Genomic DNA, 14,356 nt, shown 5'->3' with positions numbered 1-14,356 from the left:
GTCTGCGTCGCGCACCAGAAGGTTCCGCCCGGAGTGTCTGTGTACTGGTAGAACTCCGTCGTACGGTTCGTGCGATGAAGCGCCGCGCGGGCCGCCCAGAAGCGGCACACGAGCTGACCCTCGACCGCACCCGTCACATCCATCGGCAGCACGAGACCGTCATTCTCGTAGGCCTTCTGAATCGCCCCGTCGTCTGCGACGCGCAGAAAGTGCATCGGCAGGCCCAGCTGTTCGGTGCTCAGGTTGGTCATTCGCAACGCAGCCGCCTCGTGCGTCACGCCGAACGCATCGCGGAAATCCTCGACCGAGAGGTCGCGCCGTTCCTTCGCCGCGCGCAAGAACCGCACCGACGCGTCATGCGGCATCAGGCAGGCCGCCGCGAAGTAGTTGATCTCGAGCCGCTGCTGCAAGAACTCGGCGTAGCTCTCGGGGGGCTCGTGACCGAGAAGCCTGTGCGCCATGGCCTGCAATGCCATCGAGCGCAGACCGTGGCCGCCCGGAATCGACGCGGGCGGCAGGTAGATTCGACCGTTCTCGAGGTCGATCACCGATCGCGCGGAATGCGGCAGATCGTCGACATGGAGGAGCGTGAAGCCGAGGCTCTCCGCCATCAGGGTCACGCTGCGGTGGGTGAGCGCGCCGCCGACATGGCCGACTTCCGCGAGCGCGCGCGTGGCGACGTCTTCGATCTCGGGCAGGTAGTTGTTGCGCTCGCGCATCCGTATGCGCAGTTCGGTGTTCGCCCTGCGCGCCTCCTCCGGGGTGGCGACCGCGCGATTGGCCCGGCGGACGAGTTCACGATGCAGGCCGACCAGCGCCTCCAGGGTCTCCGTGGGCAGGCTGCGCGATGCCGGCACGACAGGCAGGCCGAGCGATGAGTACAGGGGTCCCAGCTGGGCCCGCGAGAGCTCGATCTCGAGCGCAGTGCGGGCATCCGGGGCGTCGCCTGACAAGAGGTCGGCGAGGGGAACGCCGAGCTCGGCCGCGATCGCCTGCAGCAAAGCGAGCCGGGGCTCCCGCCTGCCGTTCTCGACGAGCGAGAGCTGGCTCCCGACGACGCCCACGCGAGCGCCCAGCTGGTCGAGAGTGAGCTCGGCATTTTTGCGGTGGTGCCGGATGCGACGACCCAGCGTGATCAGGTCGGTTTCGGCGGCCATATTGCCCTTTCGTAAAGATCGGCGGTTCTTTTTGACTGATTCATAAGAATCTACGCCCGAATGCCCGCATTGTGGAGATCAGGAACAATCTTTCGCACCAAATACGGCCCACGAACTCGAAGGAGAATCATGACCCTGCTCGCACCCCTCGCTACGCCGGGATCGACGACGCCGCTGCCGGATCAGGCACTGCCGGCTCCGGCACTGCCCAACGGTGAGATCACGGCTTGGGTCGACGACGTCTCGCGTCTCACCACCCCCGACGAGGTCGTCTGGGTCGACGGGTCGACCGCCGAGTGGGACAGGCTGACGAAGTCGATGGTGGCGCAGGGCACTCTGATCAGACTGAACCCGGAATGGCGGCCGAACAGCTTTTTGGCGCGAAGCGACCCCGCCGATGTCGCGCGAGTGGAGGACCGCACCTTCATCTGCTCGGACGATCCCGACGACGCGGGGCCCACGAACAATTGGCGCGCCCCCTCGATCATGCGTCTCGAACTGTCAGAGCTCTTCTCGCACAGTATGCGCGGACGCACCATGTACGTGATCCCGTTCTCGATGGGCCCCGTCGGCGGTGCGCTCTCGCAATACGGTGTGCAGATCACCGATTCGCCCTACGTGGTCGCGAGCATGGCGCTGATGACCCGCGTGGGCGACGCGGCGCTCGCCGGGATCACGCCGGGCACGCCCTGGGTGCCGGCCCTGCACAGCGTCGGCGTTCCCCTCGTCGACGACGACGGGGTGCGCCACGACGACTCGGCGTGGCCGCACAACGACACCAAGTACATCTGCCACTTTCCCGAGAGCCGGGAGATCTGGTCGTTCGGATCCGGCTACGGCGGCAACGCGCTGCTCGGCAAGAAATGCTTCGCGCTGCGCATCGCCAGCGTGATGGCTCGCGACGAGGGGTGGATGGCCGAGCACATGCTGATCGTCAAGGTCACCTCGCCCGAGAACAGGGTCTTCCATCTCGCCGCCGCGTTCCCCTCCGCCTGCGGCAAAACCAACCTGGCGATGCTGGCGCCCACCATCCCGGGCTGGAAGATCGAGACCGTCGGCGACGACATCGCGTGGATGCGGCCCGGCGCCGACGGACGACTGCGTGCCATCAATCCGGAGCGAGGCTTCTTCGGCGTCGCGCCGGGTACGGGCCCGACGACCAACCCCACGGCCACGGAGACCATCTGGGGCAACACCATCTTCACGAACGTCGCGCTCCGAGACGACGGAGACGTGTGGTGGGAGGGCCTGACCGCCACCCCGCCCGCGCACGCGACCGACTGGGAAGGGAATGACTGGACCCCGGCATCCGGTAACCTCGCGGCGCATCCGAACGGCCGTTTCACCGTCGCGGCCGAGCAATGTCCGTCGATCGCCGACGGCTGGGATTCGCCTGAGGGTGTCGTGATCGACGCCATCCTGTTCGGAGGTCGACGACCGAGCACGGTCCCCCTCGTCTCGCAGGCGGCGTCGTGGCAGCACGGCGTCTTCATGGGAGCGACCATGGCATCGGAGACGACGGCGGCGGCCACAGGCGAGGTCGGCGTGCTGCGGCACGACCCCTTCGCCATGCTGCCGTTCGTCGGCTACAACATGGCCGACTACTTCGCGCACTGGATCTCCATGGGTGAGCAGCTCGGCGAGAACGCGCCGCCGATCTTCTCGGTGAACTGGTTTCGCAAAGATGACGAGGGCCGTTTCATCTGGCCGGGGTTCTCTGAGAACGCCCGGGTCATCGAATGGATCGTGAGACGCCTGGAGGGTGACGTGGCCGCGCGCCAGACCCCCATCGGCGGGCTGCCGCTGGCGCACGAGGTCGACCTCGACGGCCTCGATCTCGATATCGATACCCTTCGCGGCATCCTCGATCTCGACAAAGGCGCCTGGCGAGACGAAGTCGCGACGATCTCCGACTACTTCGACACGTTCGATGAGAATCGCTTTCCTGCCGGGCTCCGGCGAGAACTCGCCCGTATCACCCGGGAGCTCGGCGGCGCCTCCGTCTGCGGCTGACGGGAGCACCCGGGTATCCTGTGGGAAGACATTTAGGCACCTCACCATCGACACGGTGCCGCCCATACACAAAGGACTCCCGCCGTGACCGACACCGTGCCCTCCACCATTCCCGCGAAGCCCGTGCTCGAAGGGCTCGAGACCAAGTGGGGAGAGGCCTGGGAGACCCAGGGCACCTACCTGTTCGACCGCGACGCGGCAGGTCGCGAGGGCGTGTACTCGATCGACACTCCCCCGCCGACCGCCTCGGGTTCGTTGCACATCGGACACGTCTTCTCGTACACGCACACCGACGTCATCGCGCGCTTTCAGCGCATGCGCGGCAAAAGCGTCTTCTACCCCATCGGCTGGGACGACAACGGCCTGCCCACCGAGCGCCGGGTGCAGAACTACTACGGCGTTCGCTGCGACCCGTCGCTGCCCTACGAGGCGAACTTCACGCCTCCCTTCGAGGGCGGAGACAACAAGAGCACCAAGGCCGCCGATCAGAAGCCGGTCTCGCGCCGAAACTTCATCGAACTGTGCGAACGTCTGACGGTCGAAGACGAGAAGCAGTTCGAAGCACTCTGGCGCGAACTCGGCCTGTCTGTCGACTGGACCCAGACCTACCGCACCATCGGTGACGAATCGTTGCGCGCGAGCCAGCTCGCATTCCTCGGCAACGTCGAGCGCGGCGAGGCCTATCAGGCCATGGCCCCGACGTTGTGGGACGTGACCTTCCGAACCGCGGTGGCACAGGCCGAGCTCGAAGACAAGGAGCAGCCGGGCGCGTACCACCGACTCGCGTTCCACGGCCCCGCAGGCGATATCTTCATCGAGACGACCCGCCCCGAACTGCTGCCCGCCTGTGTGGCGCTCGTCGCGCATCCCGACGACCCGCGTTACGTCGACCTCGTCGGAACCACGGTGCGCTCGCCCCTCTTCGATGTCGAGATCCCGGTGGTCGCCCACCATCTCGCGCAGCAAGACAAGGGGTCGGGCATCGCCATGATCTGCACCTTCGGCGACCTGACCGACGTGATCTGGTGGCGCGACCTCGACCTGCCGATCCGTGCGGTCATCGGCTTCGACGGACGCCTCGTCTCCGAGGCGCCGGTCGCCATCACTTCGGAGGATGGCAAGGACGCCTACTCCCAGCTGGCCGGCAAGACGGTCTTCTCGGCCAAGCAGACGATCGTCGACCTGCTGCGCTCCACGGGCGAGATGATCGGCGACCCGAAGCCCATCACGCACCCCGTCAAGTTCTTCGAGAAGGGCGACAAGCCGCTCGAGATCGTGTCGACCCGCCAGTGGTACATCCGCAACGGCTCCCGCGACGAGGCGCTGCGTTCCCGCCTGCTCGAACTGGGCAACGAGATCTCGTGGCACCCGGAGTTCATGAAGGTGCGCTTCGACAACTGGGTCGGCGGCCTCACCGGCGACTGGCTGGTCTCGCGCCAGCGCTTCTGCGGAGTGCCGCTGCCCGTCTGGTACCCGCTCGATGCAGACGGCAACCCCGTCTTCGACGAGCCGATCCTGGCGGCCGTCGACTCCCTGCCCGTCGATCCGTCCTCCGACCCGGCTCCCGGCTACGACGAGAGCCGACGCGGCGTTCCGGGCGGCTTCCAGGGCGAGGTCGACGTGATGGACACATGGGCCACCTCATCGCTGACCCCGCAGCTCGCCGGCGGATGGAAGCGCGACACCGAGCTGTACGAACGCGTCTACCCGTTCGATCTGCGCCCGCAGGGTCAAGACATCATCCGCACCTGGCTGTTCTCGACCCTGCTGCGCGCCACTCTCGAGAACGACGAGAAGCCGTGGCAGCACGCCGCCCTCTCGGGCTTCATCGTCGACCCAGACCGCAAGAAGATGTCGAAGTCGAAAGGCAACGTCGTCACGCCGGCCGACGTGCTCGCCCAGCACGGATCGGATGCCGTGCGCTACTGGGCCGCATCGAGCCGCCTCGGAACCGACGCCGCATTCGATCCCCAGAACCCCACCCAGATCAAGATCGGCCGCCGCCTGGCGATCAAGATCCTGAACGCGGCGAAGTTCGTCTACGGATTCGAGCTGCCCGAGGGCGAACACCTGGTCACGCATCCCATCGACCTGTCGATGCTGACCGCCCTCGACGCCGTGATCGCCACCGCAACCGACGCGTTCGCGAACTACGACCACGCACGGGCGCTCGAGACGACCGAGTCGTTCTTCTGGACCTTCTGCGACGACTACCTCGAACTCGTCAAGGAGCGCGCCTACAGCGCGGCTACAGAGCCCGCTGCTCGCGCCTCGGCCGTTCTCGCCCTGCGCGCCGCGACCGACGTCATGCTCCGCCTCTTCGCGCCCTTCCTGCCGTTCGCGACAGAAGAGGTGTGGTCGTGGACCCACGACGACTCGGTGCACCTCGCCGCCTGGCCGACGAGCACGCGCGACGCCGCGGGAGTCCCGGCCGACCGCATCCCCTCGAACGAGTCCCTCCTCCGCCTCGCCGGACAGGCCCTCATCGGCATCCGCCGGGCGAAGACCGACGCGAAGGCCTCGCAGAAGACCCCCGTCGCATCCGCAGTGATCGAGGCGCCGGCCGACATCATCGAGATTCTCGAAGGCGCTGCAGACGACCTCGGGGCCGTGGGCAAGATCGACGACCTCACATTCCGTGCGGGCTCCGAGCTCGCCGTCGAAGACATCGTCTTCGCACCCGATAGTCTCGGCTGAGACAGCGTCGTCGCACACCCTCAGGAGCAGTTATGACATTCAGCATCAGACCAGTCGTCGACCGTGACTTCTTCGCCTGGCACGAGTTGTTCGAGGGGTACTGCGACTTCTACGAGACTCCCCTCCACGACGAGAAGGCCGTACGCGCCTGGTCGTGGTTCACCTCGGAGCGCCGACTGGCCGAGGCCATCGTGGCCGTCGACGACGAGACCGGCGCATTCGTGGGCCTCGCCCACTTCCGCGAGTTCGTCGACACGCTCGCCGGCGGCACGGGCCTCTATCTCGACGACCTCTACGTGCGTCCGGATGCCCGGGGCCGGGGAATCGCGTCGGCCCTGATCGAGCGCGTGGGCGAGATCGGCGCCAGCCGCAACGCTATCGTCGTGCGCTGGATCACCGCCGAGGACAACGAGACCGCGCGGCGCCTGTACGACCGCGTCGCGCGGAAGACCGAGTGGGTCACGTACGATCTGAAGGCGTGACCGTACTGAGGCCGAAGGACTGAGGACCGTGAAGAAGATCGTTCTGCTTGCCGCCGCAGCCGTCTCCGTACTGCTCGCGCTTACCGCCTGCTCCAGCAGTGCAAACTCGTCTTCGCCATCACCCACGGCTTCGCCGACCGATATCCAAGGCGGCACGCAGCCGACCACCAAGCTTCCGCTTGCCGAGTTTCCCGAATCCGACGAGCTGGCCGCTTGGTGCCCCCTCGACGGTGCAGCCGTGCACCTGCATCAGTTGACGGCCGACATCTCGAGTGCCGCGGTCTGCTTGACTTCGATGGGCGACGACGGTTTCGCGACTACGACGGTCAGCGCGGTGAGCGGCGGACTCGACGAACTCGTCACGGCCTACGCGGCTCCCAACGCGCCCGTCGATCCGGCAGTCATCTGCACCCGGCAGCTCGAGGATCCGCTCCTGGTCTGGATCACCTACCCGGGGGAACGCAGTTATCCTGTCTACGCTCCGGTCGGCCCGTGCGGGTTCCCCACCGACGAGGCGAAGGCCGCCTTCGCCGCCCTCGAACTCACGCCCGTCGTCTCGTTCACCGAGACACCCGAGGGTGTAACGACAACCGACATGGGCCTCGGCGCACCCGGGGCCGCAGCCAAGGAGACCACATGATCCAGCTCGGAACCCGCTGGGCCGTCGGCGACGAGACCCCGTCGCGACTTCCCCAGGTCGTCAGCGACGCCATCGAAGAGATCGAGGGAGCCCTCGCAGAGGGCGCGACCGACACGTCGGGCTGGAACTGGACGCTCACCTGGCTCGAGGGCAGGCCCGTATGCGAACTCGACGACGGCACCCTGGTCGAGTACGACCCCGACGCCGACGAGGCGGTCGTGACCCCCTACGACGACGAGACCTGATTCTGCTCGTTCGGAGGCTGTAGGCGCTCACGTGGCCGGCCGATCGTGGTCACGATCATCACCACCGCGCCCACGAGCAGTCCCCAGAACGCCGAGCCGATTCCCACGATCGACACGCCCGAGGCTGTGACGAGAAACGTGGCGATGGCGGGGATTCGGCGGTCGACGTTTTCGAGCGCACTGGCGACGCTCGTGACCAGGGCTCCGAGCAGGGCGAGACCGGCCACCGCCGTGATCAGAATGGGCGGCGCTGCCGAGATGAGCGTCGTCGCCCCGCCGGCCGCGAGGCCGAAGAGCACGTAGAGCACGCCCGCGGTGACGGATGCCGGCCAGCGCTTCTTTGGGTCGGGATGCGAGTCCGGACCGGCCATGAGCGCCGCCGTGATCGCGGCGAGGTTGATGACGTGGCCACCGAAAAGCCCGGCGAGCATCGACCCCGCCCCAGAGGCGACCAGGACCGGCCGCGGCGGAACCGCGAACCCGAACGTGGACATCACCGCGAAGCCGGGCACGTTCTGCCCCGCCATTGTCACGATGAACAAGGGCAGGCCCAGGCTCACGATCACCACGGGATCGAACGACGGACCGACGAATTGCAGGGTAGGGCCCAGCGAGGCCCCCTCGAGCATGGAGTTGCCGGCGGTGACGGCGATGCCGATGGCGGCGACGAGCATCGCCCCCGGTTCGGCCCACCGCGGTGCGAGTCGGTAGAGCGCGAGCCAGGTGAGAATCACCGGAAGCGCGAGCACGGGGATCTCGACGGCTGCGGTGATCGGGGCGAGGCAGATGGGAAAGAGGATTCCGGCCAGCATCGCACTGGCGATCGGGCGCGGGATGCTGGTGATGGCCCGACCGAGCATCGGCCACAGGCCGCACAGTACGATCAGTGCCCCGCATACGAGAAAGGCTCCGACTGCTGCGCCGAAGTCGTCGGTGACGCCGGCCGCCGCGACCAGCAGCGCGGCCCCCGGGGTGGACCACGCGAAAGAGATGGGCATTCTGAAGTGCCATGCGAGCAGGATGCAGCACAGCCCGCTCGCGACACAGACAGCGAGAAGCCCGGACGACGCCTGCGCCTCGGTTGCACCGACGGCGCGGAGGCCCGCCACGACGAGAACGAACGAGCTGGCGAAGCCGGTGATCGCCGAAACGATACCTGCCGAGACGGGCTGGATCAGCCCGACGGCGTCGGTCTCGCTACGCCGACTTCTCTGCACGAACCGGCTTGCGTGGAACGATCGTGGGGGCCGCATTGTTGTTCACGGACTCGCGAGTGACCACGACACGCGCCACCTCATCGGTCGAGGGAACCTCGAACATGATCGGCCCGAGCACCTCCTCCATGATCGAGCGGAGACCCCGGGCGCCGGTCTTGCGCAGCACGGCGAGGTCGGCGATGGCCTCGAGCGCCTCTCGGTCGAACTCGAGCTCGACACCGTCGAGCTCGAACATGCGCTGGTACTGCTTGACGATGGCGTTGCGCGGCTCGGTGAGAATCTGCATCAGGGCGGTCTGGTCGAGGGGCGTCACCGTGGTGACGACGGGGAGACGGCCGATGAATTCGGGGATCAGCCCGAACTTGTGCAGGTCTTCGGGCAGAACGTCGGAGAAGAAGTTCACGTCTTCGCGCTTCGAGTGCAGGGGCGCATTGAAACCGATGCCCCGCTTGCCCGCGCGCTCGGCGATGATCTCTTCGAGCCCCGCGAACGCTCCGGCCACGATGAACAGAACGTTCGTCGTGTCGATCTGGATGAATTCCTGGTGCGGATGCTTGCGACCGCCCTGGGGCGGAACGGACGCTACGGTGCCCTCGAGAATTTTGAGCAGAGCCTGCTGCACGCCTTCGCCCGACACGTCGCGGGTGATCGACGGGTTCTCGGCTTTGCGCGCGATCTTATCGACCTCGTCGATGTAGATGATGCCGGTCTCGGCCCGCTTGACGTCGTAGTCGGCGGCCTGGATCAACTTGAGGAGGATGTTCTCGACGTCTTCGCCGACGTAGCCGGCCTCGGTGAGCGCCGTCGCGTCGGCTACCGCGAATGGCACGTTGAGTCGCTTGGCGAGGGTCTGCGCGAGATAGGTCTTGCCGCAGCCGGTGGGGCCGATCAGGAGGATGTTGCTCTTGGCCAGTTCGATCTGGTCGCCCTGCGTCTCGGCCGGGCCGATCGTCGTGCGCGCCTTCGTGCGCTTGTAGTGGTTGTAAACGGCGACGGAGAGGGCCTTCTTCGCGGCCTCTTGACCGATCACGTATTCTTCGAGAAAGTTGAAGATCTCTTTGGGTTTGGGCAATTCGAACTCGCCCGTGGCCTCGTCGCCCGCTTCAGACAGGCGTTCCTCGATGATCTCGTTGCACAGCTCGACGCACTCGTCACAGATGTAGACCCCGGGACCGGCGATCAGTTGCTGCACCTGCTTCTGGCTCTTTCCGCAGAACGAACACTTGAGCAGGTCGGCGCTTTCTCCGATGCGAGCCATGCCAGCCTCCTGTCGATGACGATTGATCCGAGCCTAACCCGTGCCACCGACATCCGGGGCACGGGCGAATGGGAGTCGTGCAAGTCGCAACGAAAGAGCCCCTTCGGGCAGGCTCAGGAAACGATGTTCTCGTTTCTCTGGCCTGTCGAAGGGGCTCGGCCTGCGCCTACTTGACGAGGGCGGGCAGGTTCTTGCGCGAGGTCAAAACCTGGTCGATCAGTCCGTACTCGAGGGCTTCGTTCGCGTTCATGATGTTGTCGCGGTCGATGTCCTTATTGACCTGCTCACTCGTCTTGCCCGAGTGGTGCGCGAGGGTCTCTTCGAGCCACGTGCGCATGCGCAGGATCTCGGCGGCCTGGATCTCGATGTCGGAGGCCTGTCCACCGCCCTCTCCGCCACCGGCGGAGGGCTGGTGGATGAGGATGCGCGCGTTCGGCAGGGCGAGTCGCTTACCCGGCGAGCCGGCAGCGAGCAGAACCGCTGCGGCCGATGCGGCCTGGCCGAGGCAGACCGTCTGGATCTGCGGGCGGATGTACTGCATCGTGTCGTAGATCGCCGTCATCGCGGTGAACGATCCACCGGGAGAGTTGATGTACATCTCGATGTCGCGATCCGGGTCCTGGCTCTCGAGCACGAGAAGCTGGGCCATGATGTCGTCGGCGGACGCGTCATCGACCTGCACGCCGAGGAAGATGATGCGGTCCTCGAAGAGCTTCGCGTACGGGTCCTGGCGCTTGTAGCCGTAGGCCGTGCGCTCCTCGAAGGTGGGCAGGATGTAGCGGTTCGACGGCGACGTGCCGTTTCCGTAGGGCGAGCTGTACGCGGCGCCGAATGCTGGAGTGTTCATTCTTCTTCTCTGTTCGTCTTGTCTCGGCGGAAGTTACTTGGACTCGGAGGGCACTGCGTCTGTCTCTTCTGTGCCGCCGCCGCCGGCGACGTCGGATGCGAACTCGCGAACGTGGTCGACGAAGCCGTACTCGAGCGCCTGCTGGGCGGTGAACCAGTTGTCCCGGTCTCCGTCTTTGATGACCTGCTCGATGCTCTTGCCGGTCTGCTCGCTCGTGAGCTCCGCCATGCGGCGCTTCATGTCGAGGATCAGCTTGGCCTGGGTCTGGATATCGGCGCTCGTTCCGCCGAAACCACCCGAGGGCTGGTGCAGCAGCACGCGAGCGTTCGGCGTGATGTAGCGCTTGCCCTTGGTGCCCGACGACAGCAAAAACTGGCCCATCGATGCGGCCATGCCGATTCCGACGGTGACGATGTCGTTCGAGACGAACTTCATCGTGTCGTAGATGGCCATGCCCGCGGTGATCGATCCGCCGGGAGAGTTGGTGTAGAGGTAGATGTCGCGATTGGGGTCTTCGGCGGCGAGCAGAAGGATCTTCGCGCAGATCTCGTTCGCATTGTCGTCGCGGACGGCACTGCCCAACCAGATGATGCGGTCCTTGAGTAGTCGGTCAAAAACACTGGATACCAGAGCCGGTTCGGCCATGTGATTGCTCCTCTATTACTTGCGTGATCTCGAATCTACTGGAGGCCGCCGCGGCAGGTGCCGTTGTTCGCCGTAGGCAAAGATCGCACTGCCGCCGTAGGCAGAGATCGCACTGTCGCCGTAGGCAGAGATTGGCGGCGAACCCGCCCTACGATGAAGCCATGGCCACCTCGCTCGACGCGCCCGTCGCATCCACACCCCTTCTCTCGCCCCGCGACCTCGAGAAGCTCGCCGCATTGCGCGGCATGAAGCGCCTCGCCACGGGCCTGTTGGTCATCATGGCGGTCATTTTCGTGGTGGCATTCGCCTTGCAGGAGCGCTACGAGTGGCTGCAGTATGTGCGGGCCGCGGCCGAGGGCGGCATGGTCGGCGCCATCGCCGACTGGTTCGCGGTGACGGCCCTGTTCCGGCATCCGCTGGGGCTGCGCATCCCCCACACGGCGATCATCCCCACCGAGAAAGACCGTATCGGGGTCACTCTCGGTGAATTCGTCGAAACGAACTTCTTGTCGCGAGAGGTCATCACGACGAAGCTGAGTTCGCTCGGGGTCTCACGTGCTGTCGGAACATGGCTGGTCGATCCTGCGCACGCCGCTCGGCTCACCTCCGAGGCGGCGAACGCAGCGCGCGGTTTCCTCTCCCTGGTCGACGACGACACAATGCGCGAGGTCATCGAGGAGATCGGGCGCAGGCAGTTGATCGACCCGGCTTGGGGGCCGCCGCTCGGGCGCCTGACCGCGAGCTTCGTCGACGGCGGACACCAGGGGCAGGTCGTCGAGTTGCTCGTCGAACGGCTGCACGAGTGGCTCGAACGAAACCCGGATGCGTTCGGCCAGGCAGTCAGCGAACGCCTGCCCAGCTGGATGCCCTCGTTCGTCGACCGGGTCGTCGACGACCGGGCGCATCGGGAGGCGCTGAAGTTCATCTCGGCCGTCCGTGACGACCCGAACCACCAGCTGCGGGTCGCAATCGACGAGTACCTGCGCAGGCTCAGTGACGACCTGCAGCACGATGAGGCCACGATGGCCAAGGTCGAAGAGCTGAAGGGTCAGGTGTTCGACAGCCCGCAGGTGCGTGACCTCGCCGGCCAGGCCTGGAATGCGGCGCGCACCGCCCTGATGTCGTCGCTCGAGAACCCGGCCAGTGAGCTTCGCACCCGCCTCAGCGACGCCGTCATCCAGTTTGGGCACGCACTTCTCGAAGACCACGTGCTGGGCGACAAGGTCGACCGCTGGGTCGAGGATGCGGCTGGGTACCTGGTCGAGACGTACCGACACGATCTCGCGGCGATCATCTCCGACACCGTGCGCGGGTGGGACGCCGAGGACACCGGACGCAAGATCGAGGTCGAGGTCGGCCGCGATCTGCAGTTCATCCGCATCAACGGCACGGTGGTCGGCTCCCTGGCGGGCCTGGCGATCTTCACGGTCGCCCACGCGATCTTCGGCGGCTGACGGCACCTGCACTGCCGCAACCGACGACCACCACTATCGTCGACCACAACAGTCGACTCGGCGAAACAGCACCTACCCGCGCGATTTTGCGTGCGGATGCGCCGACTCGGTCGCTGCGAGCGTGCATATGCGGCGAATGGATGCGCGCGGCCGGATTACGGACGCCAGCCCGCGTCGCGCAGGGCTCCCTCGACGCGGGCGACCGCAGCCGCCGGATCACCGAAGAGCTGTCCTTTGCGCACTCGGATGGGCGTGAACTTGTTCCGGATGAATCCCTCGATACGAAGCATGTCCTTGTTGTACTGACTCGAGTCGGTGCGATGCTGCTCGCCGTCGTATTCGGCGATGACGCGAAAGTCTCGAAAGAGACTGTCCCCCCGGCCCAGAAACTGCCCCGACGCGCTGAAGATGTCGACGTTGAGCTCGGGCTCCGGCAGACCAGCGCGCACCATGGCCAGACGAAGGATTGTCTCCGGGCGCGACTCGGCTCCCTCGCGAATGTCCTGAAGGGCGCGCCGAGCGGCCCGCGCATGCCGTCCCGTGTAGGAATGTGCACGCTCAGTGAGTTGCTCGAGAGTGGCATAAGGGCGAGCTTCGCCTGCCTGCGGCTTCTTCGGCACGAGAATGAGATGATCGCCGGCCGCCACGAGGTCGTCATGCGACAGCACACCGGCGAGGTGGCACCACGTCGAGGCAGCATCCGTGACCGGAAGCCCGTAACGTTTCTCGACACGAAGAGCGTTATCCGAGAACTCCCTCCCTCGGACACCTCGGGCGCGACTCGCCCGCTTCGGAGCCATCCTTCCCACATGCACGCCCTCTGCGGGGACGAATCGATCGGGCAATGGGATGCGCCAGATGCGCGCGGCCGTCGCGCCGCAGAAGAACTCGTCCCCACGCATCCGCTCCATGTAGGCGAGGCAGAGTGCGTACAGCCCCTGAAGCCGGCCTCGGCGGACACGAACGCCATGGAAGGGTCGCTCGAGGTCGCGTCCGCGCATCCGATGACGACCCAACCCTGCACGCGATCCCTCCGCGACGGAGAACGATCGCCCACGCAGCGCGAACGGCAGTGGAATACGGCGAGGCATGCCACCCATGATGCCTCCGGAGCTCGCCCAGACCCCGCCCCGTCCACAGGCACCACTGCGCATCTCCAGTCGGCGCAGAAGCACTCGAAACTGATGCGATGGGCGCAGATGCGCCGGATCGACGGTGACGGGCGCATCCAGTCGGCGCAGATGCACCGACCGAGGGCGGCTCGGGTGCTTTGCAGACGAGCGGATGCGAGTGGGCTGGGGAGGAGGAGTCTGGCGTCTGCGCTGAAGTCGAGAACCCGCGGAAGACTGCTCTGAGCCGAGACGAAACGTCAGCCCCGCGAGGGTGTTTTGCCAGACGGGCACCGGGATGTCGTCGCCGGCCAGCGCGGCCACGATCTCGGGGATCTCTACCGGGCCGTCGGGGACCGCCTCGAGCTTCATGCTCACCAGTCTCGCTTAACGGCGGAGGGCCCGACACGCGCGTGCATGCCGGGCCCTTCGAGAGACGCTGTTAGTGCGAGTGACCCTCGTGGTCGCCGTGGTCGTGACCCTCGTGGTCGTGACCTGCGTGCGCGTCGAAGTCGACGCCCTCCTCGCCCAGGGCCGCCTCGGCCGCGAGCTGCGGACGCAGCTCCTCCAGGTCGACCACGTTGCCGGAGGC

General features: G+C 66.2%; 12 protein-coding genes. 6 read left to right on the top strand and 6 right to left on the bottom strand.

Features of this window, described 5'->3' with window-relative positions; translation table 11 throughout:
- On the bottom strand, positions 1 to 1,157 hold a 1,157-nt coding region (locus tag ACE5CZ_RS06090), incomplete at its 3' end, for a helix-turn-helix domain-containing protein (protein ID WP_374946442.1).
- A gap of 129 nt (positions 1,158 to 1,286) precedes the next feature.
- Between ACE5CZ_RS06090 and ACE5CZ_RS06085 the strand changes: the two genes are divergently transcribed.
- The 5 genes from ACE5CZ_RS06085 to ACE5CZ_RS06065 all read left to right on the top strand — a co-directional run bounded on the left by ACE5CZ_RS06085 (position 1,287) and on the right by ACE5CZ_RS06065 (position 7,234).
- Positions 1,287 to 3,170 carry a phosphoenolpyruvate carboxykinase (GTP) gene (locus ACE5CZ_RS06085; RefSeq protein ID WP_374946441.1) on the top strand — a complete coding sequence of 628 codons (1,884 nt, stop codon included), beginning with the start codon at positions 1,287 to 1,289 and terminating at the stop codon, positions 3,168 to 3,170.
- A gap of 84 nt (positions 3,171 to 3,254) precedes the next feature.
- Positions 3,255 to 5,867, top strand: coding sequence for a valine--tRNA ligase (gene valS, locus ACE5CZ_RS06080; RefSeq protein ID WP_374946440.1), 2,613 nt, complete (start codon positions 3,255 to 3,257; stop codon positions 5,865 to 5,867).
- Positions 5,868 to 5,899: 32 nt separating this feature from the next.
- Positions 5,900 to 6,349: a GNAT family N-acetyltransferase gene (locus tag ACE5CZ_RS06075; RefSeq protein ID WP_374946439.1), complete on the top strand. Its 450-nt coding sequence runs from the start codon at positions 5,900 to 5,902 to the stop codon at positions 6,347 to 6,349.
- A gap of 28 nt (positions 6,350 to 6,377) precedes the next feature.
- Positions 6,378 to 6,989, top strand: a complete 612-nt coding sequence (locus ACE5CZ_RS06070; protein ID WP_374946438.1) for a hypothetical protein — start codon at positions 6,378 to 6,380, stop codon at positions 6,987 to 6,989.
- Complete coding sequence (locus ACE5CZ_RS06065) at positions 6,986 to 7,234, top strand: hypothetical protein (RefSeq protein ID WP_374946437.1); 249 nt, start codon at positions 6,986 to 6,988, stop codon at positions 7,232 to 7,234. The genes ACE5CZ_RS06070 and ACE5CZ_RS06065 overlap by 4 nt, the downstream gene beginning before the upstream one ends.
- Here ACE5CZ_RS06065 and ACE5CZ_RS06060 read toward each other — a convergent pair.
- From ACE5CZ_RS06060 to ACE5CZ_RS06045, 4 genes are all read right to left on the bottom strand, one after another.
- Positions 7,216 to 8,451, bottom strand: coding sequence for a benzoate/H(+) symporter BenE family transporter (locus ACE5CZ_RS06060; RefSeq protein WP_374946436.1), 1,236 nt, complete (start codon positions 8,449 to 8,451; stop codon positions 7,216 to 7,218). The genes ACE5CZ_RS06065 and ACE5CZ_RS06060 overlap by 19 nt on opposite strands.
- Complete coding sequence (gene clpX, locus ACE5CZ_RS06055) at positions 8,432 to 9,709, bottom strand: ATP-dependent Clp protease ATP-binding subunit ClpX (RefSeq protein WP_055774534.1); 1,278 nt, start codon at positions 9,707 to 9,709, stop codon at positions 8,432 to 8,434. Before clpX ends, ACE5CZ_RS06060 begins: the two co-directional genes overlap by 20 nt.
- Positions 9,710 to 9,875: 166 nt before the next feature.
- Complete coding sequence (locus tag ACE5CZ_RS06050) at positions 9,876 to 10,556, bottom strand: ATP-dependent Clp protease proteolytic subunit (protein ID WP_374946435.1); 681 nt, start codon at positions 10,554 to 10,556, stop codon at positions 9,876 to 9,878.
- Positions 10,557 to 10,589: 33 nt separating this feature from the next.
- Positions 10,590 to 11,201, bottom strand: coding sequence for an ATP-dependent Clp protease proteolytic subunit (locus tag ACE5CZ_RS06045; RefSeq protein ID WP_374946434.1), 612 nt, complete (start codon positions 11,199 to 11,201; stop codon positions 10,590 to 10,592).
- 161 nt (positions 11,202 to 11,362) lie between these two features.
- On the opposite strand from ACE5CZ_RS06045, the gene ACE5CZ_RS06040 reads away from it, so the two are divergent.
- Positions 11,363 to 12,655, top strand: coding sequence for a DUF445 domain-containing protein (locus ACE5CZ_RS06040; RefSeq protein ID WP_374946433.1), 1,293 nt, complete (start codon positions 11,363 to 11,365; stop codon positions 12,653 to 12,655).
- A 155-nt stretch (positions 12,656 to 12,810) separates the two neighbouring features.
- Here the strand turns inward: ACE5CZ_RS06040 and ACE5CZ_RS06035 are convergent, their stop codons facing one another.
- Positions 12,811 to 14,136, bottom strand: a complete 1,326-nt coding sequence (locus tag ACE5CZ_RS06035) for a hypothetical protein (RefSeq protein WP_374946432.1) — start codon at positions 14,134 to 14,136, stop codon at positions 12,811 to 12,813.
- Positions 14,137 to 14,356 lie beyond the last annotated feature (220 nt).

The organism is Agreia sp. (genome assembly GCF_964263775.1).
In the GTDB taxonomy this organism is placed as follows: Bacteria; Actinomycetota; Actinomycetes; order Actinomycetales; family Microbacteriaceae; genus Agreia.
The sequence above is the reverse complement of the archived record's forward strand: the minus strand, read 5'-3'. Positions and strand labels throughout refer to the sequence as shown.